Annotated in this window: 20 protein-coding genes; 10 read left to right on the top strand and 10 right to left on the bottom strand. The window is 66.8% G+C overall.

What is annotated here, in order from left to right:
- Together H6G16_RS11435 and H6G16_RS11430 are read right to left on the bottom strand one after the other, a co-directional pair.
- Positions 1-1,257: a mechanosensitive ion channel domain-containing protein gene (locus H6G16_RS11435; protein WP_190390434.1), complete on the bottom strand. Its 1,257-nt coding sequence runs from the start codon at positions 1,255-1,257 to the stop codon at positions 1-3.
- The gene (locus H6G16_RS11430) at positions 1,254-2,522 is read right to left on the bottom strand and encodes a hypothetical protein (protein WP_190390433.1); all 1,269 of its coding nucleotides are present in this window, start codon (positions 2,520-2,522) and stop codon (positions 1,254-1,256) included. Before H6G16_RS11430 ends, H6G16_RS11435 begins: the two co-directional genes overlap by 4 nt.
- A gap of 49 nt (positions 2,523-2,571) precedes the next feature.
- Between H6G16_RS11430 and H6G16_RS11425 the strand changes: the two genes are divergently transcribed.
- From H6G16_RS11425 to H6G16_RS11405, 5 genes are all read left to right on the top strand, one after another.
- Positions 2,572-5,388 (top strand): valine--tRNA ligase, encoded by a 2,817-nt coding sequence (locus tag H6G16_RS11425; RefSeq protein WP_190390432.1) that lies wholly within the window; start codon positions 2,572-2,574, stop codon positions 5,386-5,388.
- 33 nt (positions 5,389-5,421) lie between these two features.
- The gene (locus tag H6G16_RS11420; protein WP_190390431.1) at positions 5,422-5,724 is read left to right on the top strand and encodes a hypothetical protein; all 303 of its coding nucleotides are present in this window, start codon (positions 5,422-5,424) and stop codon (positions 5,722-5,724) included.
- A 37-nt stretch (positions 5,725-5,761) separates the two neighbouring features.
- Positions 5,762-6,082, top strand: a complete 321-nt coding sequence (locus H6G16_RS11415; protein WP_190390430.1) for an MliC family protein — start codon at positions 5,762-5,764, stop codon at positions 6,080-6,082.
- Positions 6,079-6,699, top strand: coding sequence for a TVP38/TMEM64 family protein (locus tag H6G16_RS11410; protein ID WP_347238874.1), 621 nt, complete (start codon positions 6,079-6,081; stop codon positions 6,697-6,699). The genes H6G16_RS11415 and H6G16_RS11410 overlap by 4 nt, the downstream gene beginning before the upstream one ends.
- Positions 6,700-6,850: 151 nt before the next feature.
- Positions 6,851-9,997 carry a choice-of-anchor I family protein gene (locus H6G16_RS11405; protein WP_190390429.1) on the top strand — a complete coding sequence of 1,049 codons (3,147 nt, stop codon included), beginning with the start codon at positions 6,851-6,853 and terminating at the stop codon, positions 9,995-9,997.
- A 48-nt stretch (positions 9,998-10,045) separates the two neighbouring features.
- On the opposite strand, the gene H6G16_RS11400 is transcribed toward H6G16_RS11405, so the two are convergent.
- Positions 10,046-10,195, bottom strand: coding sequence for a hypothetical protein (locus tag H6G16_RS11400; protein WP_190390428.1), 150 nt, complete (start codon positions 10,193-10,195; stop codon positions 10,046-10,048).
- A gap of 70 nt (positions 10,196-10,265) precedes the next feature.
- On the opposite strand from H6G16_RS11400, the gene H6G16_RS11395 reads away from it, so the two are divergent.
- The gene (locus H6G16_RS11395) at positions 10,266-10,553 is read left to right on the top strand and encodes a hypothetical protein (RefSeq protein ID WP_190390427.1); all 288 of its coding nucleotides are present in this window, start codon (positions 10,266-10,268) and stop codon (positions 10,551-10,553) included.
- On the opposite strand, the gene ligA is transcribed toward H6G16_RS11395, so the two are convergent.
- Together ligA and H6G16_RS11385 are read right to left on the bottom strand one after the other, a co-directional pair.
- Entirely contained in the window at positions 10,550-12,616 is a 2,067-nt protein-coding gene (ligA, locus tag H6G16_RS11390) for an NAD-dependent DNA ligase LigA (RefSeq protein ID WP_190390426.1), read from the bottom strand. The two genes, H6G16_RS11395 and ligA, sit on opposite strands and share 4 nt — an antisense overlap.
- Positions 12,617-12,626: 10 nt before the next feature.
- Positions 12,627-13,049, bottom strand: a complete 423-nt coding sequence (locus tag H6G16_RS11385; RefSeq protein ID WP_190390425.1) for a hypothetical protein — start codon at positions 13,047-13,049, stop codon at positions 12,627-12,629.
- Positions 13,050-13,159: 110 nt separating this feature from the next.
- Here H6G16_RS11385 and H6G16_RS11380 point away from each other — a divergent pair, with 110 nt between their 5' ends.
- The 3 genes from H6G16_RS11380 to H6G16_RS11370 all read left to right on the top strand — a co-directional run bounded on the left by H6G16_RS11380 (position 13,160) and on the right by H6G16_RS11370 (position 14,950).
- Positions 13,160-13,705 (top strand): SprT family zinc-dependent metalloprotease, encoded by a 546-nt coding sequence (locus tag H6G16_RS11380; protein ID WP_190390530.1) that lies wholly within the window; start codon positions 13,160-13,162, stop codon positions 13,703-13,705.
- A gap of 140 nt (positions 13,706-13,845) precedes the next feature.
- Positions 13,846-14,376 (top strand): hypothetical protein, encoded by a 531-nt coding sequence (locus tag H6G16_RS11375; protein ID WP_190390424.1) that lies wholly within the window; start codon positions 13,846-13,848, stop codon positions 14,374-14,376.
- A 52-nt stretch (positions 14,377-14,428) separates the two neighbouring features.
- Positions 14,429-14,950 carry a DUF1269 domain-containing protein gene (locus tag H6G16_RS11370; protein WP_190390423.1) on the top strand — a complete coding sequence of 174 codons (522 nt, stop codon included), beginning with the start codon at positions 14,429-14,431 and terminating at the stop codon, positions 14,948-14,950.
- On the opposite strand, the gene H6G16_RS11365 is transcribed toward H6G16_RS11370, so the two are convergent.
- Positions 14,890-15,393 carry a hypothetical protein gene (locus H6G16_RS11365; RefSeq protein ID WP_190390422.1) on the bottom strand — a complete coding sequence of 168 codons (504 nt, stop codon included), beginning with the start codon at positions 15,391-15,393 and terminating at the stop codon, positions 14,890-14,892. The two genes, H6G16_RS11370 and H6G16_RS11365, sit on opposite strands and share 61 nt — an antisense overlap.
- Before the next feature lie 84 nt (positions 15,394-15,477).
- Positions 15,478-16,125 (bottom strand): chorismate lyase, encoded by a 648-nt coding sequence (locus tag H6G16_RS11360; RefSeq protein ID WP_190390421.1) that lies wholly within the window; start codon positions 16,123-16,125, stop codon positions 15,478-15,480.
- 73 nt (positions 16,126-16,198) lie between these two features.
- On the opposite strand from H6G16_RS11360, the gene H6G16_RS11355 reads away from it, so the two are divergent.
- Positions 16,199-17,278: a glycosyltransferase family 4 protein gene (locus H6G16_RS11355; protein WP_190390420.1), complete on the top strand. Its 1,080-nt coding sequence runs from the start codon at positions 16,199-16,201 to the stop codon at positions 17,276-17,278.
- Here the strand turns inward: H6G16_RS11355 and H6G16_RS11350 are convergent.
- Genes H6G16_RS11350 through mnmG form a run of 3 tightly spaced genes read right to left on the bottom strand, consistent with a single transcriptional unit; the run spans position 17,275 to position 21,096 of the window.
- The gene (locus H6G16_RS11350) at positions 17,275-18,135 is read right to left on the bottom strand and encodes a glycosyltransferase family 2 protein (protein ID WP_190390419.1); all 861 of its coding nucleotides are present in this window, start codon (positions 18,133-18,135) and stop codon (positions 17,275-17,277) included. The genes H6G16_RS11355 and H6G16_RS11350 overlap by 4 nt on opposite strands.
- A 17-nt stretch (positions 18,136-18,152) precedes the next feature.
- Positions 18,153-19,124: a hypothetical protein gene (locus H6G16_RS11345; RefSeq protein WP_190390418.1), complete on the bottom strand. Its 972-nt coding sequence runs from the start codon at positions 19,122-19,124 to the stop codon at positions 18,153-18,155.
- Between the two features lie 13 nt (positions 19,125-19,137).
- Positions 19,138-21,096, bottom strand: a complete 1,959-nt coding sequence (mnmG, locus tag H6G16_RS11340; RefSeq protein WP_190390417.1) for a tRNA uridine-5-carboxymethylaminomethyl(34) synthesis enzyme MnmG — start codon at positions 21,094-21,096, stop codon at positions 19,138-19,140.
- Positions 21,097-21,117 lie beyond the last annotated feature (21 nt).

The following is a 21,117-nucleotide window of genomic DNA, read 5'->3' as shown; positions in this document are numbered from 1 at the left end:
TCACCGATGGGGTTGGATGCTCTGGTGGTTTTCGGGGGGCCACGCCATCTCGTACTGCACCTGTTGCGGGAATGGAATCTCGATGCCCTCTCGCCGGAAGGCCTGCCAGATCGCCTGGTTCACGTCGCTGCAGATCCCGACGTTGTCCAGCGGATTGGCAATCCAGAAGCGCAGGGCGTAGTGGATGGCGGAATCGCCGTAGTCGAGCAACAGGGCTTTGGGGGCTGGAGTGTGCAGCACCCCTGGCACCTCCAGCGCGGTGGCCTCCAGCAGGGCGATCACGGCGGCGGGATCGTGGTGGTAGGCCGCTCCCACGCTCACCTGGCTGCGGCGCATGCGGTCGCTGGCGGTGTAGGAGGTGGCTGGTGCGGTGAAGAACATCTGATTGGGGATCAGCAGTTCGGCGTTGTCGCGGCTGCGCCAGAGCAGGGTGGCCCGCAGGCCGAGCCGGCGCACCTCACAGGGATCGCCATCCAGCATCAGCACTTCGCCGGGCCGCACGGACCCCTCAAACAGCAGCCAGAGGCCGCTCACAAAGTTGGAGAACACCTCCTTGATGCCAAAGCCCAAGCCCACCGAGAGGCCGCCAGCCACGGCGATCAGGGCGGTGCTGTTGATGCCCAGGTGCATGGCGACGCCCACCAGACCGAGCCCCACCACCAGGTAGCGAAGCATCAGTTCCATGGCCTTGCGGCTGCCGTCGCTCAGCCCCAGGCTGCGCTGGATCAGCCAGGCCACGCCGGCCGCCGGGGGTCCGCAGCCCACCAGCACCAGGTAGACCACCACCAGGGCGTTAGACAACTTGCCGAAGCTCATCGACACTCCCAGCAGCTCTCCCAGTCGGATCACGGCGAGGTCGTTGACGTTGTCGACCTCCCCGATCAGCAGCAGGGCAGCGGCCACCAGGTAGGCGGGCCGCAGCAGCCGCGCTTCCAGTTCATGCAGCTGCTGCGCTGGCAGCCAGCGGGCCAGGGGCTGGTGCAGCAGGCTGATGCCATACCAGCCCAGCCATAGCAGCCCCAGCAGGCTTGCCAGCCGCTGGGGCAAGCCCAGGCCAGCCAGGGCCAGGCAGCCCAGGCCCAGGACCAACAGGCCTAGGGGCGGATAGGCGAGCAGCGGCAGTGCTGGTAGCCAGTGTCGGTGCTGGGCTTGTCGGGTGAGCAGCACCACGGCGATCACCAGGCCCAGCTGCACCAGCACCAGGGGCCGTTCCAGGTAGCCCAGCCAGCCGAAGATTTCCAGCAGCAGCTCTTTCATGGGCGGGTCTGCAGGATCTGGACCAGCTCGGTGGTGGCGCCCTCGGGGCTGCGCTCCCCGAACACCAACTCCGTCAGCAGGGTCTGCAAGCGGGGAATGCGGGGGTCATTGGAGTGCACCAGGGTCACCAGGCTGTTGCTCTGAAGGCCCTGGTTGGAGGCGGCCACCATGGCGGCCAGCACCTGGGAGCTCTGCACGGGCACGGTGACGAAGCGGTTGGCCGGCAGCACCGTCTGGGATCCCAGGGTGATGCTGCGCTGGGTGAGCGGATTGACGGTGTAAGAGCTGAAGGCCAGGGCGCGGCGCCGCCCCTCTGCGCTGGAGCTGCGGCCGAGGGCCAGCACCCGCAGCCGGTTGATCGGGCTGGCCCGGTGACCCTCCCCATCCGGCAGAGGGGCAACCCCGAGGGCGCTGCCCATGGCCCGGCGCAGCTGGGGCAGCACGGTGCTGCGACAGGGGATCCAGTCGAGGCGGCCGGCCTTGAATTCCGCTTCGGCGGTGGGTTGGTCAGGGAAGAAGCTGACCCGCTGCTGGCTGCTGGCGTTCTGCATCCAGCTCAGCCAGCCCGTCAGGGCCTGGCGTTCGGCCGGGTTGGGCGGTTGCCCCAGCACGGCCCGGTCGAGGGCGGGAAGGGCTCCGGTGCTGCCCACGCTCCAGAGCAGGTAATAGAGGTCGATCGACAGGCCAATGGGGTGACCGTTGGCACTGGCGCTCAGCAGCTCCTTGAGGGTGGCTGGGGGGTTGGGCAGGCGCTCCCGGTTGAAGCAGCCCAACTGGGTCTGCACCAGCAACGGCAAGCCTGCCAGCTGCCCATCCGGGCTGCGCAACCGCCTCAGCTCCTCGGCGTTGAAGTTGGCCCGCTGGTCGTTGCGGATGGGGAAGGGATCCACCAGGCCGGCCTTCAGGAGGCGCAGGGCCGAGTCGCCATTCACCAGCAGCAGATCCGGGGCGAGCCCACTTCGGCTGCGCTGGCGCATGACCTCCACCAACTGGTCCTCGGGGTAGAGGGCGAACTGAAACCAGGTGTCGGGGTGGATCTGGCGGAACCCCTTCTCCACCGCTCCCAGGCGGTCCTCAAATTCCTGCTTCAGCTCCGAGGTGATGGTTTGGTCTCGGTTGGCTCCGATCGCCACGTAAACCATGCCGGGCCACTCCCGGCCCCGGCTGCACCCCCCGAGGGGGGCGAGCAGGGCCAAGCCGGCCAGCAAGCTGAGCAGGGGGTGCCAGCGGCGGTGGGATTTCTGAGCGGTGGGGGGCGGGGCCATGGATGGCACGAGCTGGCCCATCATCCCGCTGCGGCGGCACTTTGCGAGCATGGCCCCCCTGCCTGCTGCCGCCGTGTCCGCCGAAGCCCTGCCCAAGACCTACGACCCGGCGGGCACGGAAAGCCGCTGGCAGCACGCCTGGGAAACCAGCGGCGCCTTTCACCCCGATCCCAGCGCTCCCGGCGAGCCGTTCAGCGTGGTGATCCCGCCGCCGAACGTGACCGGCAGCCTGCACATGGGCCATGCCTTCAACACGGCCCTGATCGACACGATCGTGCGCTTCCAGCGCCTCCGCGGCAAAAACGTGCTCTGCCTCCCCGGCACCGATCACGCTTCGATCGCCGTGCAGACGATCCTCGAGAAGCAGCTCAAGGCCGAGGGCCAGCGCAAGGAAGACCTCGGCCGGGAGGCTTTCCTGGAGAAGGCCTGGGAGTGGAAGGCTCAGAGCGGCGGCACGATCGTGGGCCAGCTTCGCCGGCTCGGTTATTCGGTGGATTGGCGGCGCGAGCGTTTCACGCTCGATGCCGGCTGCAGCGCGGCGGTGATCGAGGCCTTCAACCGCCTGCATGAGCAGGGGCTGATCTACCGGGGTGAATACCTGGTGAACTGGTGCCCCGCTTCCGGCTCGGCGGTGAGCGATCTGGAGGTGGAGATGAAGGAGGTGGATGGCCACCTCTGGCACTTCCGCTATCCGCTCAGCAGCGGTGCCGGCTTCCTCGAAGTGGCCACCACCCGCCCCGAAACCCTGCTGGGCGACACGGCTGTGGCGGTGAACCCGAAAGACTCTCGCTATGCCGAGCTGGTGGGGCAGACCCTCACCCTGCCGCTGGTGGGCCGCACGATCCCGATCGTGGCGGACGACCACGTGGATGCGGAGTTCGGCACCGGCTGCGTGAAGGTGACCCCCGCCCACGACCCCAACGACTTCGCCATTGGCCAGCGCCACAACCTGCCGCTGATCACGGTGATGGCCAAGGACGGCTCGATGAACGAGGCCGCCGGCCCCTTCCACGGCCTGGATCGCTTCGAGGCGCGCCAGGCCGTGGTGGCCGCCATGGAGGCCGAAGGCTTCCTGGTGAAGGTGGAGCCCTACCGCCACAGCGTGCCCTTCTCCGATCGCGGCAAGGTGCCGGTGGAGCCGCTGCTCTCCACCCAGTGGTTTGTGAAGACGGAGCCCCTGGCCGCCCGTTGCCGCGAGGCCCTGGAGAACTTCGATCCCCGCTTCGTGCCAGAGCGCTGGAGCAAGGTCTACCGCGACTGGCTCACCGACATCCGCGACTGGTGCATCTCCCGCCAGCTGTGGTGGGGCCACCGCATCCCCGCCTGGTTTGTGGTGAGTGAGACCGGCGGCGCCATCACCGACACCACGCCCTATGTGGTGGCTCGCGATGAATCAGAAGCCATGGCGAAGGCCGAATCCATCTACGGCACTGGCACCCACGCCCACCCGTTGGTGCTCGAGCAGGACCCCGACGCCCTCGACACCTGGTTCTCCAGCGGCCTCTGGCCCTTCTCCACCCTGGGCTGGCCCGATGCCGATGCCGCCGATCTGGCCCGTTGGTATCCCACCAGCGTGCTGGTGACGGGCTTCGACATCATCTTTTTCTGGGTGGCCCGGATGACGATGATGGCCGGCGCTCTCATGAGTGCGCGGGAAGGCTCTGGAATCCCGTGGATTCCATTCAGAGACGTCTACATCCACGGCCTGGTGCGGGATGAACAGAACCGCAAGATGAGCAAATCGGCGGGCAACGGCATCGACCCGCTGCTGCTGATTGAGCGCTATGGCGCCGATGCCCTGCGCTTCGCGCTGGTGCGCGAGGTGGCAGGCGCGGGTCAGGACATTCGCCTCGACTACGACCGCAAATCCGACACCTCCGCCACGGTGGAGGCCTCGCGCAACTTCGCCAACAAGCTCTGGAACGCCACCCGTTTCGCCCTGATGAACCTGGGCGGGCAGACCCCCGCCAGCTTGGGTGAGCCCGATCCGGCGGCCCTGCAGCTGGCCGATCGCTGGATCCTGTCCCGGCTGGCCCGCGTCAACCGCGAAACGGCTGAGCGCTACGAGAGCTACGGCCTCGGTGAAGCGGCCAAGGGGCTCTACGAGTTCGCCTGGAACGAGGTGTGCGATTGGACCATTGAGCTGCTCAAGCGGCGCCTCAACCCCGGTGACAACCCCAGCCCCGAGGCCCTCGCCGATCAGCGCACCGCCCGTCAGGTGCTGGCCAAGGTGCTGCAGGAGTTGCTGGTACTGCTGCACCCGCTGATGCCCCACCTGAGCGAAGAGCTCTGGCACGGGCTCACGGGTGAGCCCGAGGGCACCTTCCTGGCCCTGCAGCCCTGGCCGGCCCTTGATGGGGCCGCCCTCAACGACGGCCTGGAGGCCCAATTCGCCGAGCTGATCGAGGCGATCCGGGTGGTGCGCAACCTGCGGGCCGTGGCCGGGCTCAAACCGGCCCAGCCAGCGCCGGTGCAGTTCGTCACTGGCCGCGGCGAGCTGGCCCAGTTGCTGCAGGAGGCCACCGCCGACATCACCGCTCTCACCCGGGCCGAGAGCGTGGTGGTGCTGGATCCCGCCGCCGCCGAGGCCGCCCGCGGCCAGCGGGCCCTGGCGGGGGTGTGCGGCGAACTGCAGGTGTTGCTGCCGATCGAGGGCCTGGTGGATCTCGACGCCCTCAAGGGCCGCCTCGACAAGGACCTGGCCAAGGCGGAGAAGGAGATTGCTGGGTTGGCGGCCCGTCTCGCCAACCCCAATTTTGCGGGCAAGGCCCCGCCGGAGGTGGTGGCGGAATGCCAGGCCAACCTGGCTGAAGCTCAGGCCCAGGCGGAGCTGGCCCGCCGGCGGTTGGCCGATCTGGGGGGCTGAGCCTGGGCTGCCGGCCCGCCCTAACGTCAGCCCATGGATCGATCGACTCCGCCCCCAAGCCCCGAGGAACTCGAAGCTCGGCTGGAGTCTGTTGACGGCCGTCTGCAGCAGGTCACGATGCGGCTCGAGGCCCTCTGTGATCTCCTGGTGGCCCGTGGTGCGGTGGGCGAGCCGGAGCTGCTCGCGAAGGTGCGGGAGATCGACCTGCGCGATGGCATCGAAGATGGCCGCAACGTGGCCCCCCAGGTGCAGGTGTGTGCCAAATGCGGCCGTACCCGCGTGGGTGAGCACCGCTTTTGTGCCCACTGCGGCAGTGATGCCCTGCAGGCGCTCTGATCGCCCTCAATTCACCTTCTGATTCATGTCTTATCCCATGAGGTCACTGCGCTGGCTGCTCCTGCTGGTGGCCCTGCCCCTGCAGGCAATTGCGGCCCCTGAATCTCACCAGGCGATCCGGGCCGACTACCGCTGCTTGGGCCGATTCGATGCGGTGGATGTCACCGCCCTGTTCTTTAACCAGCCCCCTGCTGAGCTGGTGCTGCTGGTCGGTGAAATGGCCACGCGTCTGCCCCAGCTGCTGTCCGCCGATGGCGGCCGCTATGGCGCTGGCGATCAGGAGTTCTGGGTCAAGGGGGATCGGGCCAGCTGGCGGCAAGGATCAGCTCCGCCGATGCGCTGTGGGCCCAGGCCGTGATCGATCCCAGCAGCCTCAGCCTGGATTGGCAGCGCTGGCTGCCCGTCCTGCAGTCCCCCCTCGGTGCCGTGGCCTTTGTGCCGCTCTACGCCCTCTGGGTCACCCTGTTGTTGCCGGGGGTGTGGGCTTCGATGCTGGCCGGGGCGCTGTATGGCCCCTGGTGGGGCAGCCTGGTGGTGTTTGTGGGCGCCTGCCTGGGGGCGGAGGCGGCGTTTCTGCTGGGGCGCACCTGGCTCCGGGAGTGGGCGCGCCGGCGCTTGAGCGCCTTGCCCAAGTTGCAGGCCGTGGAGCAGGCGGTGAGCCGGGAAGGGCTCAAGTTGGTGCTGCTCACCCGTCTTTCGCCGGCGTTTCCCTTCTCCCTGCTCAACTTCGCCTACGGCCTTAGTGAGGTGAGTTGGCGCGACTACTCGATTGGTTTGGTCGCGATCCTGCCGGGCACGATTCTGTTCTGTGGATTGGGGGCTCTGGCGGGCGATGTGGCCCGCTTCGGGCAGGTGCTCTCCGGCCAGGCCGATGCGGGTACCTGGGCCCTACGGATTGTGGGTCTGCTGGCCACCCTCGGTTCGGTGTGGTTGGTGGGACGGGCGGCGCAGCGGGCGCTTCAGGTTAAGGATTGATTGTAATTAGAGGGTGGTTTGTGATCTGCTTGCGGTGCAATTGTCGCCTGCACCACATCGCTACCGATGTTGCTTAAATTCCTAACCAGGCCATAAACAGCGAGGGCTGGTGCTCAGGCCACGGTGATGTCAGACCGAATTTGTCTGACCCATGGCTCCCGCCCCCAAGGCCAAATCCAGCGTCAATTTCGAAGTCCCGGCAACCGCTCGTAAATCGGAGAGTGCCGTTCAAGTAGCAGCGCCTGCTGTGGCCAACAGCTACGCCTTCCTAGGTCAGCCTGCTGATGCTCCCGAAGCTCCCCTGCTGGGCAGCCTCAACCTGACGCCCACCGGCACCTCGGGCGAGCAGTTCCAGACTGAAATCTCTGCCGCCGTCACCATCGGCGGCACGTTGTTTGTGTTCTCCAGCGGTGGCGGCAGCACTCTGCAGGTAACTGACGCCACCACCGCATCGGCCCCGGTCTTGCTGGAGCGAGTGAGCTATGGCGGCGACTACCTCTCCACATCCGTAGCCAGCTACGGCAACCTTCTGGCTGTGGCCCTGTCGCCGGCCGATTACGACACCAACGGCGGCCTGGGCCTGGTGCGCTTTTATCGCGTCGGCGTTGACGGCACGCTCACCCAGATTGCCGATGTTGCGGTGGGCTATCTGCCCGATGGGATCGCCTTCAATGAAACCGGCACCAAGCTGGTGATTGCCAATGAAGGTCAGCCTGCGGCCGGTTACACCCTGGATCGGCCCGGCAGCATCGGCATCATCGACATCACCGGCCGTGCCGGCCAGGAGCGCTTCAGCTACACCGATCTTGGCTTTGCCGGGATCACCCTGCCGGAGGGGTTGCGCCTCTCCGGTCCCGCTGGCACCACCCAGGCCAACGACATCGAGCCGGAATACGTCTCGATCCTGGGCAACTACGCCTACGTGACCCTGCAAGAGAACAACGCCGTAGCCAAGGTCAACCTGGCCACCAAAACGATCGAGACGATCTTCTCCCTGGGAACGGTTGACTACAGCACCCAGCTGGTGGATCTGACCGATAAGGATGGCGGCTTCAAGCCCCTGCTGGGCCAGGCCTATGAAGGTCTGCGCATGCCTGATGGCATCGCCGCCTACAGCGTCAACGGCAAGGACTACTTCATCACCGCCAACGAGGGTGATGGCCGTGAGTACGGCACCTACACGGATGAGGCCCGCGGTTCCGGTAATGCCAACCGGGTCAAGCGTCTGACGGATGACGCCAATGTCGGCACCGATCTCACCACCACCTTCGGCAGCCGCAGCATCACCATCTTCGATGCCGATACCGGTGCCCTGCTTTGGGACAGCGGCAACACCCTGCAGACGATTGCCTTCGCTGCCGGTGTGTATGACGACGGTCGCAGCGATGACAAGGGCGTGGAGCCCGAGGGTGTGGTCGTCGCCAAGGTGGATGGCCGCAGCTACGCCATCGTCTCGCTGGAGCGTGGTACCAGCTCGATGCTGGCCGTGTTCGATGTGAGCGATCCCAGCTCCGGTCAGTTCGTCACCAGCACGGTGATCGCCGGCAGCGTCTCCCCCGAGGGCCTGAAGGTGGTCGAGGCCAGGCAGAGCCCCACGGGTAGGGCCCAGTTGCTTGTCTCCAACGAGATCTCCAACACCCTCAACGTGTTCGACCTCGAGGCCCTGATCGCCGCGCCTCCGGTGGCCGGTGCCGGCACCTTCGCTAGCACCATGCTCATGGATGTGGCCGGTGGTCCTGAGCTGAAGGTCACCAGCTTGATCACCAACGGTGAATTCACCAATGGCCTCAATCCTGGCGATAGCGTCTACGCCCCCACCGGCATCTTTGACGGCCAGGGTGCTTACGAGAATGGCGACGGCAGCTACACCTTGTTGGTCAACAGCGAGCTGGGCGCTGATCGCGGCTATGGCTACCTGTTGCCTGGGGTTGAGGGTGGCTTGACCGGTGCCCGCGTCAGCAGCCTGGTGATCGATAAGGACGTCGACGATGACGCCAGCAACGGCTACCAGAGTGCCGTCATTGCCGGTGGCCTGGCCTACGACAGCATCTATCTTGATGGCTCAGCCACGGCGATCGATCAGGCTGCCGATCTGGGTGCCGGCTTCAAGCGCTTCTGCGCCGCCAACCTGGTGGAAGCCAACAGCTTTGGAGCAGACACGGGTTTTGCTGATCGCATCTACCTGGTGGGAGAGGAGGAGTTCAGCGGTGACGGTGGCTCCTTCTTCGCCCTCGATGTGAATGGGCGCGCCATCCACGAGGTGGTGGGCTTCGGCAAGGGCACCTGGGAGTCGGCCACGATCATCAACACTGGCAGCACAGACACGGTGGCCGTGCTGCTGTTTGATGACGCCAAGGCGCCTCTCTACATGTGGGTGGGCACCAAGAGTGCGGCTGCCGATGCCAGCTTCCTGGAGCGCAATGGCCTGGCTGCCAGCCAGGGCACGCTTTACACCTTTGTGACCACGGCGTTGCTCGAGAACGGCGTGAGCATTGGCCCGGACTCCTCCGATCTGTTCGCCTTCACCCAGGCCAACGGCATCAATGTTGCCATCAATGGCAGCTGGGTGGATCTGGCGAGCCTCGATCCCAACTACGCCAGCCTGGGCGCCCCCGCGTTGCGCCAGCTGGCCGTGAATGCTGGTGCGCTGCAGCTCAGCCGGATCGAGGATGGCGAGGTGAACCCGCTTAACAGCCAGCAGGCGGTGTTCGTATCCACCGGTACGGCTGATTTCAACAAGGGTGATCTGTATGGCAACGTCTACACCCTGGATTTCAGTGACGCCTTCGGCAGTGACGGCTTGGTTGCCGCCTCTGGTGAATCGGTGCTCAAGGTTGTCTACGACGGCGATCTGCTGGCTGACCCCACCACGGGCATCCGCAACCCCGACAACATGACCATCAGTGCCGATGGTTATGTCTACCTCCAGGAGGACCGGGCCAACGGCGGCGGCACCAATATCAGCGCCGGCAACTTCGGCACCCAAGAGGCTTCGATCTGGCAGCTGGCAATCGACCCGATCACCGGTGACTCCATCGACGATCCCACCCGTTGGGCCCAGATCGATCGCACCGCGGTGCCCACTGTCTACGGCCAGACGGATCCCAATCCAGCTGACTACGGCAACTGGGAATCCTCCGGCATCATCGATGTGTCGGCCATTTACGGCGAGGCGGCCGGCAGTCTGTTCCTGGCTGATGTGGAGGCTCACAACCTCACCAATGGCAACATCGGCAGCAGTGGTTACCTCGTCCAGGGCGGTCAGCTCACCCTGATTCAGAACCCTGATTTGATCTGAACCAGATTCAGGGTTGTTGCTGCAGGGGCCCCGATCGGGGCCCCTTTTTCATGGCAGCCGCGAGTCCCGCAGGGCCGCAATCAGCACAAACCAAGCCAGCCGCAGCTTGGCCAGCGGCCCTGGCCGCGCCGCCAGTTCGGCGTATTTGGCCCGGCCGCACTCTGTTTTGATCCAGCGGTGCACAAGGGGAGTGGCCATGGCAGCCAGCCTAGGAATGGCGCCCGCATCCGGCCGGGGCCAGGATGACTCCAGCGCTGCTTCTGCATTCATGGGTTCTCTGCTGCGGGTGGTGGGTCTGGCAGTGGGGGCGTTGCTGGCGTCTGGCCCCGTGCAGGCCGGTGTGGTTACTTGCGTGCGGCCCGGCGTTCCCGTGGCTTGCAGCGTCGGTGTCGGTGCCCCCGGTGTGGGTGCTGGCGCGCCAGGTGTGGGCGTGCGGCCCGCGGCTGGGCCTGGGGTCGGCCCGAACTATGGCGGTCCGGCCAACGTTCACCCGGCGGCCGGTCCTGGTGCGGGTCCGAATGTGGGCCGTCCGGCCAACAGGCCCGGCATGCGCTAAGGCTCGAGCAGCTCCTGCAGCCCCGCCTCATCCAGCACCGCCACTCCCAGGGCTTCCGCCTTGCTGAGCTTGCTGCCTGCCTCCGCGCCAGCCACCACGTAGCTGGTTTTCTTGCTCACCGAACCGCTCACCTTGCCGCCAGCGGCTTCGATCAGGGCCTGGGCCTGACTGCGGCTGAGGTTCGGCAAGGTTCCCGTGAGCACGAAGGTCTGGCCGGCCAGGGGGGGCGCAGCGTCGGCCCCAGCTGCATCGGCCGCTGCCAGGTCCTCGGGGCTGGCGGCCAGGGAGAAGCCCACCTTCTTCAGGCCCTCCAACAGCTGCTGGTTGGCCGGTGTGGCGAACCACTGCTGCAGGCTCTGGGCGATCTCCATGCCGATGCCGTGGATCCCGGTGATCCACTCCGGGGTTTCACGGGCGGCGGACTCCAGAGCCTCGATACTCGCGAACGCCTTGGCCAGCGCCTTGGCATTCACCTCCCCCACGTGGTGGATGCCCAGGCCGTAGAGCTGGCGGTGCCAGGGCTGGGCCTTCGAGGCGGCCAGCGCTGTCACCAAGTTTTCGGCGCTCTTCGCACCCATGCGCTCCAGGCTGGCCAGTAAGACAGCGTCGAGGCCGTAGAGGTCGGCGATCGACTTCACGTGCCGTTTGTCCACCAGCTGCTCGATCAACTTCGCCCCCAGGCCATCCACATCCAGGGCCCCCTTGCTCACCCAGTGGCGCAGGGCGCCGCGCAGGATCGCCGGGCAGCTGCTGTTCACGCAGCGGGTGGCCGCCTCCCCCTCCTCCCGCACCAGCCCTGAGCCGCATTCCGGGCACACACGCGGCAGCTCCAGCCGGGTGGCTCCCGCCGGCCGCAGATCGGGCAGCACCCGCACCACCTCGGGGATGATCTCGCCCGCCTTGCGCACCACGATCGTGTCGCCGGCGTGCAGATCCAGTTCCGCTAGCCGGTCGGCGTTGTGCAGGGTGGCCCGGCTCACGCTGGTGCCGGCCAGGGGCACGGGCTCGAATTCGGCCACCGGCGTCACGGCGCCGGTGCGGCCCACCTGACAGGCCAGCCGCAGCAGCTTGCTGGGGGCTTCTTCGGCGGCGTATTTGAGGGCGATGGCCCAGCGGGGGGCCTTCTGGGTGAAGCCGGCGGTGTCCTGAAGGCGCAGGTCGTTGAGCTTCACCACCACCCCATCGGTGGCATAGGCCAGCTGGCGGCGGCCGGTGTCCCACCGGCTGAAGAAGGCTTCCACCGCCGCCAGATCGGGCAGCAGCTGCCGATTGGGGTTCACCTTGAAACCGGCGGCCTGAAGCCACTCCAGGGCCTCTGCCTGGGTGGTGGGCCGGGGCGGTTCATCCGGGCCCGGTTGCCAGTCCTCCGGCAGGTGCAAGGTGTAGGCGAAGAAATCCAGCCCGCGGGCGGCCACCACGCGTGGATCGAGCTGGCGCAGGGTGCCGGCGCAGGCGTTGCGCGGGTTGGCAAACAGGGCCTCGCCCCGGGCTTCCCGCTCGGCATTGATCGCCGCAAAGGTGGCATCGGGAATCAGGGCCTCGCCGCGCACCTCCACCCAGGCCGGGGGGTGCTGGATCAGCAGCCGCTTTGGCACCGTGCGGATCGTGCGCACGTTGGCGGTGATCTCCTCGCCCCGTTCGCCGTCGCCGCGGGTGGCGGCCCGCACCAGCAGCCCGTGCTCATAGCTGAGGGCCAGGGCGTTGCCGTCGATCTTGAGCTCGCCCACCATCGCCAGGGGGGTGCCAGGCTCCCGGTCGAGCACCTTCAGCAGCCGGGCGTACCAGGCCTCCAGCTCTTCGAGTGAGAAGGCGTTGTCGAGGCTGAGCAGGCCGATGCGGTGCTCCACGCTCTGGAAGCCGTCGGCTGGGGCGCCCCCCACCCGTTGGGTGGGGCTGTCGGACGTGATCAGCTCGGGTTGGGCGGTTTCGAGCTCCAGCAGCTCCCGGTAGAGGCGGTCGTAGACCGCGTCCTCCATCTCCGGGGCATCGAGCACGTAGTAGGCGTGGGCCGCCCTGTTGAGCAGCCGACGCAACTCCTCCGCGCGGGCCTGGCCTGAACTCACGGGAGCCGACTCAGGCCGCGGCCAGCTTGGTGATCCGATCGACACGCCACTGTTCCTCCACCTTCACAAAGGTGAAATCGAGGGGCAGTTCGTCGTTGCCGTCGCTCTTGAGCTTCACGGTGAGGATCAGCTGACCGTCGTCGAGCCGGGGCCGGCCCGATTTGAGGTTGCGGTACTTGTTGAGCTGCAGGCCGGCCAGGAAGCGAATGAACTGCTGCCGGTTCACGTGGGAGCGGTAGTTCTTGGTGGTGAGCAGGTAGGCCCCATCCACCTGGCCGCTGGCCACCTGGGTGAAGAACTGTTTGATCAGGGGGTTGATGCCGCGGGCGCTCAGCACCAGCTTCACGGCCGTGATCGTCCAATACAGGAGCAGGGTCCCGGCTCCGGCCAGCAGGGCCTTGGTGCCGATGTCGCGGGTCAGACCCCAGTCCATCTCGGGTGCAGGTGCAAATGGAATGCCCGAGTCTGACCGACCACCGGGGCAAGGCGGGCCCGCTGGCGTCAGCCCGCCACAATGCGCGCACCATCGATGCCCTTGGTGGCATGCCCCTGGAGCCCCTGTTGCCGCTCTTCCACCGGCTCGACCGGGAGTGGTTTGACGGCAGCCTGGCGCCTGGTGGCCAGCGCCTGGTGGAGCTGCGCTGGAGTGATGGCCGCATGCGCCGCACGGCCGGGATGTATCGCTTCGGCCGCCATCCCGATGGCCGGCGCCTGTGCGAGATCGTGCTGTCCCGGCCCCTGCTGGAGCCCCTGCCCCGGGAGGCCACCCTCAGCACCCTGTGCCACGAAATGATCCATGCCTGGGTGGATCGGGTGGTGGGCGCCCAGGAGGTGCACGGGCCCCAGTTCCGGGCCCGCATGGCCGCCATTAACGGGGGCCAGCGTGAATTTCAGGTGAGCATTCGCCACCGCTATCCGCTACCCGCCAGCACCGTGCCACCCCGCTGGTTGGCCTGCTGCCCCAACTGCCAGGTTCGCGTTCCCTACCGCCGCCGGGTGCAGGGTCTGGCCTGCCGTTTCTGTTGCGACCGGCTCCACGGTGGTCGCTGGCATGCCAGCTGCCTGTTGCGGTTCGAGCAGGCGGCCTAGGGTCGCACCAGTGCGGCAGCGGCATGGGCGTTTTCCTCTGGACCCTGGAATTCGGGGGGCTCACCATCGCCCTGGTGGGGTTGGGCCGGGAGCGCTGGCTGGCGGGTCGGCGGCGTTGGCTGGATCCCTAACCTGGGCCCATGGCTGAACCCTGGTCCGATCGTCGCCCTGCCCCGCGCCGCGGCTCCGATCCGCTTGAGCAGCGCCTCGATCGGCTGGTGAGTGCCGGCCGCCAGCTGGTGGACGGTGTGTCCGGTGCCCGGCCCGGGTCCCGTTCTGCGGGGCGCCCAGGCCTGCCGCGGCTCGATGGCCTGGGCCGCTGGGTGGAAGACAAGCTCGATTGGATCCTGGAAGAGGACGACGACTGGCGCGAGCCCTGGCAGGAGGCCAAGCCCCAGCCCCGCTCCGACGAGTTTCGCCCCCAGCCCAGGGCTGAGATCCGGCCGCGCCGCCGGCCCCTGGAGGCCATCTCCCGCCGCAGCCCAGCCCCCCAGCCCCCGGATGGGGCCGAGTGGCCCAGTGATGACGTTTTTGTGGTGCCCCGTTGGCAACGGGGGGTCGTCGGGCCTGGTCCCCAGCCAACCCAGTCGGCCCCGTCCACGCCCCCGACGCCTCCCGCCTCCCCCGGTCGGGCGTTGCCCCGTTCCACCCGGCGCCGCGCCGACGGCTGAGGGCCCGAAGCGGAAAACCTCCCTAGCCTGAGGCCAGTTGCAGTCGGATGGGATGGGCAGCCTTGTGGTGGTGGGGTTCCCCAAGGCGGAGGAGGCCGAGCAGGTGCGGCGTGAGCTGGTGGACATCCAGCGTGAGCAGTTGATCGCCCTCGAGGACGCGGTGGTGGTGGAGCACGACGCCGAGGGCCAGGTGCACCTGCGTCAGGCGATCAACCTCACGGCGGCCGGTGCCCTCGGTGGCGGTTTCTGGGGCACCCTGGTGGGCTTGCTGTTTCTCAACCCCCTGCTTGGGGCTGCCGTGGGCGCCGGCGTGGGTGCCGCCTCGGGCTCCCTCTCCGACATCGGCATCAACGATGGCTTCATGCGCGAGCTGGGCGAGACCCTGCCCCGCGGCAGCGCGGCCCTGTGCCTGTTGGTGCGGGAAGCGACGCCGGATCGGGTGATCGAGCGCCTGCGCGCCCATGCCCCCCACGCCAAGCTGCTGCGCACCAATCTCAGCCACACGGATGAGGATCAGCTGCGGGAGCTGCTGGAGCGGGCCCGCCTGCAGGCGGAGGCCCTGCGCTTGGGTTGAGCTTGTCGCCGCACCTGAAAGCTGCAGCCCCGCTGCTTGAGCTCTTGGTTGACCGGGTTCACCAGCGCTTCTGGCAGATCGCCGGCCATCTCCTCGGCCGAGGTGCTGATCGAGGGGGACCCTTGCACCAGGGCCGCCAGGAGGTCAGCCCACTGGCTGATCAGGTGGTTTTCGGCCATGGGCCGCAACCCCTGCCCCTCCAGCAGCAGGGCACAGCCCTGGCCATTCCAAACCGCACTGGGGTTGGGGGAGTGGGGATGGTGCTGATAGGCCAGTCCCTGCGTCAGGGCCTGGGTGCTGGGGGCGCCGTTCCCCTGGCGTAGGCCGGCATCACTGAGCAGGCGGCCGCAGTGCACCGCCGAAATTCCATAGATGCGGCCCAGGTCGGTGAGGCTCAGCCAGTGGGTCTCCGCTGCGTCGGAGCGTGGCTTGGGGGTGGTCATGGCCAGGGTTCCCGGCGCGGTTGCCCCCATGCTGGCCAAAGCATGACCTGCGTCAATCCGTCAAGCCCCCTTTGCTGCAACCCGTTACGGAGTTTGCAAACTGTTATGGCGTTCTGGTGTGGTTTGCGACGGGGTCTCGTCTGGCCCGGGACTGGCGGGCCCCAACCAGCGCTCTAGGGCCGGCGAAAACACCTCCCGGATCACGGTCAGCTCCTTACCGCCGCGGAAGAAGCGGTAATGGCGGCTCCAGAAGGGGCCCGGTTCCTCGAAGCGCTCCTCCAGCCAGGGGGCATCCACCCGGGCCAGCCCATCCACTTCTCGGAAGAGTTCGGCCCGGTTGCTGGTGAGACTCCGCCAGATCGGTTGCTCCCGCTGCTGCAGATAGGCATCAGCCTGCTGCTGATTCCACCAGCTTTCGGCCCAGGCGAGGGTCTGCGCGCCGCAGCGCAGCCACACCTGGCGGCGTAGCAGGGGGCCGTCGAGTTCGCTGATTTCCGGGGGGGGCGGGCCGCCGCGGCTGGCACAGGCGGCGTCATCGGCCGCCATGGCGATCAACTCGATCTCCACGGGGTAGCCCGTGAGCAGCTGAAAGTGACGGGTCGGGCTGCCGTCCCCCAGCAGCATGAGCCGCCAGGCGCCGGAGAGCACCGCACCGGCCTGGCCGCTGAGCACAGCCTCGGTTGTCGCCTGCCAGATCACCTCGGGGGAGGACAGCAACTGGTCAGCCGGCATGCACGAGGACTTCAAGCCACATCTGCTTAGGCTAGGAAAAATGGCTTGAGGGTCGGGATTGGGATCGTCCGTGTTGCCGGTCGGCTTGCCGGATGTGGTCGTGACCAACTTCCATCGCCGCTACACCGGGGTGTCCGCCACGGTGAGGGCCCTCGTGCCGCTCCAGCGCCAGTCACTGCCGATTGGGCTGCTGGATTGGGGGCGGCTGGGCCTGGCTTCAAGGCTGCGTTGGTGGGATCTGTTGTGGCGGGGTTGGTCACGGCCATCGGGGGGTCGCTATCGGGTCTGGCATGCCCGTCGGGATGTGGAGATCGTCGCCGGGTTGCTGTTGAAAAAGCTGTTCCGTCAGCCCTGGAAGATTGTGTTTACATCGGCAGCTCCCAAGCCGCCGGGAGCCTGGTTGGCCGCCTTGTTGCGTCACTGTGATGCGGTGATTGCGACATCGGCAAGGTCGGCTCAGTTCCTAAGTTCTTTCACAGAGATCATCCAGCATGGCGTTGATATTGATGTGTATTCGCCGCCTCCCGACGATGCATTGGAGAGACTTCATGAGCCCTTGAATCTGCCGGGGCTGTCCGTTCCCCCGTCGTTGCAGAACCTCTATTGGATTGGGGCGTTTGGCCGTATCAGGCCCAGTAAGGGAACGGATCTTCTTGTGGAAGCCTTGATCCAGGTGCTGCCAGATTTTCCCGCGTTTGCGGCCGTAATGACGGGTTTGTGTCAGTCGAAAGATGCTGGGTTTCAGCGGGAGCTCCAGGATAAGATTGACGCTGCTGATTTAACCGATCGGATTGTATTTTTAGGGGATCTTGATCGCGAAACGGTTTTAGCCTGTTATCGCCGTGTGTTGCTCTGCGTGGCGGCTTCTCGAACGGAGGGGTTTGGTCTCACCCCCCTCGAGGCGATGGCCTGCGGGCGGGCTGTGTTGGTGTCTGGCGCGGGAGTGTGGCCCCAGGTGGTCGATTCCGAGGTCGGAAGTTCTTTTGAAACCGGATCGGTGGCTTCGCTTGCGACTGCCTTGCGAGGTTTGCTGCAGAATCCGCCCCTGTTGTGGCAGCAGGGGCGGCGCGGCCGTGAGAGAGCGGTGGCCTGCCATTCCCTCCAGGGAGAGGCTGATCGGATCAATCAGCTGTATCGGCGGTTGATGGCTTAGGGCGCGGGTTTGTAGCCAGCTCCGTGGTCTTGGCGGGCACTCAGAACGCCTTGGAGGAAGGCACGATTCTTGTAAAACTTGCGCTTGCTGAGCAGGGTGCTGGGGGACAGCAGTTGTCGGATCGCCGACCAGAGTGCTTTGCGGTAGGCCCCATGGATGTGGTGCTTGGTCGTGGTGTAAACCAGCGATCGACCCATATGCCAAGCCTTTAGGGCTGACACCTTGGCGGAGCGGCCACTGGAGTGGCCGCTGAGGTGCATCACTTCAGCCGTCGGAATGAACCAGATCGGCCCTACTTGTTGGCGTAGGCGCACGCTGATGTCATCATCTTCATGGTAAAGAAAAATATTGCCATCAAAGCCGCCAACCTGATCAAACGCTCCAGCTCTGACAAACAAGGCTGCCCCGGACAGAACAGGCACTTCGCTGGCATGGGCTGGGGGTTTGCGTTGCAGGATCTGCTCCGGCTTTAGCAGGCAGCTACGGCGTTTGAAAGCGGGTGCACCGCGTTGATTGACGATGCGTGGATTGAATGCGGAGGCTTCAGGGTGGGCGTCGGCTGCAGATTCCAGTTGGGCAATGGTTGTGGCGTTGAGAGTGCTGTCTGGATTGACAAAGAAGAGGAATTCGCTGCGGCTGAGAGCGGCCCCTTGATTGCAGGCCGAGCCAAATCCTGAATTGTTCGTATTGGTGATCAGGTGAGCCTGATAGCTGTCAGCGAGCTCTCGGGTTGCGGCACTATCCCCAGAGCCGTTGTCCACCAGGATTGTGGTGGTTCCTGGGGGAATGGATGCCAGCAAATTCTTCAGCACTGCTGAGCTGTTGAAGCAGACGGTCACCACGGTGCTGCGGCTCAATGGCTGAGGAGCCACGCTCAGAAACCACTGCTGATGCTCACCCGGCGCTGTTCGCCACCCTTCACGATCACAGCACTGTCGCCGCTGGCGGATTGCAGGCGCCAGCCGCTGCTGCCGATGCTTTCGCCCACGGCCGCACTGGTGGAACTGCCTCCGATCTGAAAGATGGCCGAACCGCTCTGGCCCGGCACCTGCACCACGCCCACCAACTGGGGTGCCCCGCCACCTCCACCGCCAGCCCCGCTGGCGTTTCCACCTGAACTGTTGCCACTGCCACTGCCACTGGCGGCGGGGGCGGGGCTGGTGATGCGACTGTTGACCGGAACCCTCAGCACATCGGCCGAGGGGGCACTGCTGGCGGGAAGGGACGCCAGTTCCTCCATCCAGGGTTCGCCAGGTGGCGGTGGCGGCAGCTCGCCGTCCTTGCCCGCTTCGGCGGGCGCGGCTGCGGTTTGGTCGGCATCCGGCGTGGTCGCGGCCGTGCCCGGACCCATGGTGCGCAGCCGCTCGATCAGGAGCATGTTGCGTTCCTGTCGGATCGCCTGTTGGGATTGATTCCACACCCCGAGAACCACGAGGGCAGCGCCGGAGACCACCAGCACCGACCCGCCAGCGGCGGCCAGGAGCAGACCCGGTCGGCGCCCCAGCTGGTCGACCCAGTGCTGGACTGGGCCCAGTCCCCCAGGTGTGGGGGAGCCGATCCGGCCCGTGGGTCTGCTGCGGTTGCTGCGATTGTTTCGGTGTCGCGGCGGGGCCATCGGCTGGGGCCGCTCGATCGCCGGCTCCGGGGCAGGGGGGAGGTCCTGGAGCTCAACCGGGATGCTCTCGAGTGCTTCGGAGGGGCTGGGGTTGGCCAATGCGGGAGAGGGGGGGGTATCGCAGACCTCCACCTCAATCGGCTTTTCGGGTTCAAAGACCCGATTGAGCACCTGCTCAGCCTTCAACTCCCAGTAGGCCCGGGAGGTGGGGATGCCGCGTAACGGACTCACCTGCCCTGCTCCCTCATGTCGTGGGGTCCACAGTACTGACCGTTTCCAGGGTTGACGAGTTTTGGCGCCGCCGGATCTCCAGCCAGAGCATCAAGGCGGTGATGTCGGCCGGACTCACCCCGGGGATGCGGGTGGCCTGGCCCAGGCTGAGGGGTTGCACGGCGGCGAGCTTTTCGCGGGCTTCCTTCGACAGGGTGCCGATGGCGGCGTAGTTGACATCGGCGGGTATCGGCTGGTGCTCCTGTTTCCTCACCCGGTCGATCTGCTGCTGTTGGCGGGCCAGGTAGCCGCTGTATTTGATGTCGATTTCGGCGCCCTCCCGCACATCGGCCGGTAGCTCGGCAGCGGCCAAGCCGTGGCGCACCAGATCGCTGCTGTGGAAGCCCGAGCGGCGCAGCAGGTCGGCCAAGGTGATCGAGCCCCGGATGGGGGCGCCGGTGGCGGTTTCTACCGCTGCTGCCGCCGGGTCGCTGCCCTTGAGACGCACGGTTTCGAGCCGGTGTTTTTCGGCCTCAATGGCGTCCTGTTTGCGGGTGTAGATCTCCCAGCGCCGGTCGTCGATCAGGCCCAGGGCCCGGCCCAGGGGGGTGAGGCGCCGGTCGGCGTTGTCGCCGCGCAGCACCAGCCGGTACTCGCTGCGGCTGGTGAGCACCCGGTAGGGCTCGCGGAGATCCTTGGTGATCAGGTCATCGACCATCGTGCCGATGTAGCTGCCCTCCCGGGGGAAGTGCACGGGATCCTGTCCCCGCACCTGGCGGGCGGCGTTGAGCCCTGCCACCAGCCCCTGGGCGGCGGCCTCCTCGTAGCCGGTGGTGCCGTTGAGTTGGCCAGCGGAGAACAGCCCGGCCACCCGTTTGGTTTCCAGGGAGGGCTTGAGCTGGGTGGCGGGCAGGTAGTCGTAGTCGACCGCGTAGGCGGGGCGCAGCATCACGCATTGCTCCAGGCCCGGCAGGGTGCGCAGCAGCTCCAGCTGGAGCCGCTCCGGCAGGCCGGTGGAGAAACCCTGCACGTAGATCTCCGGCGTGTCCCGGCCTTCCGGCTCCAGGAAGATCTGGTGGCTGTCCTTGTCGGCAAAGCGCACGATCTTGTCTTCGATCGACGGGCAGTAGCGCGGGCCCTTGCTGTCGATGAAGCCGCCGTAGATCGGCGTGAGGTGCAGGTTGTCGCGGATCAGCTGGTGGGTGGCTGCCGTGGTGCGGGTGATGTGGCAGCTCATCGGCTCACCGCTCACCCAGCTGGCCGGATCAAAGGAGAAAAAGCGCTCCTGGGCGTCACTGGGTTGCTCCTCCAGCTGGTCGAGGGCGATGCTGCGCCGGTCGACGCGGGCCGGGGTACCGGTTTTGAGGCGTCCCATCTGGAAGCCCAGGGCCTCGAGGGCCTCGGTGAGCCCCTCGGCGGGCTGCTCGCCGGCGCGGCCGGCGGGCATGGATTGGTTGCCCACCCAGATCTGGCCCCCCAGGAAGGTGCCGGTGGTGAGGATCACGGCCGGCGCGGCGTAGACGCTGCCGAAATAGGTGCGTACGCCGGTGATCCGGCCCGCTCCGTCCGCTCCCCCTTCCACCTCCAGTCCTGTGACCATCGCCTCGCGGAGGGCCAGGTTGGGCGTGTGCTGCAGCAGCTGCAGCATCTGGCGGGCGTACTGACGCTTGTCGGTTTGGGCGCGCAGGGCCCACACCGCCGGGCCGCGGCTGGCGTTGAGCACCCGCTTCTGCAGGGCGGTGGCATCGGCGAGGCGGCCGATCACGCCGCCCAGGGCGTCCACTTCATGCACCAGCTGGCTCTTGGCCGGACCGCCCACGGCCGGGTTGCAGGGCTGCCAGGCGATGCGGTCGAGGTTGAGCGAAAACAGGGCGGTGGAACAGCCCAGGCGAGCTGCCGTGATGGCCGCCTCACAGCCGGCATGGCCGCCGCCCACCACGATCACGTCGAAGTGTTCATTCCAGGATTCGGTGCAGGTGCGAGAAGCCGCCATGGTGGGTATTTAAGGCGGGCG

The organism is Cyanobium sp. FACHB-13342 (assembly GCF_014697415.1).
GTDB lineage: Bacteria > Cyanobacteriota > Cyanobacteriia > PCC-6307 > Cyanobiaceae > Cyanobium_A.
This window is presented reverse-complemented; position numbering and strand designations above follow the sequence as displayed.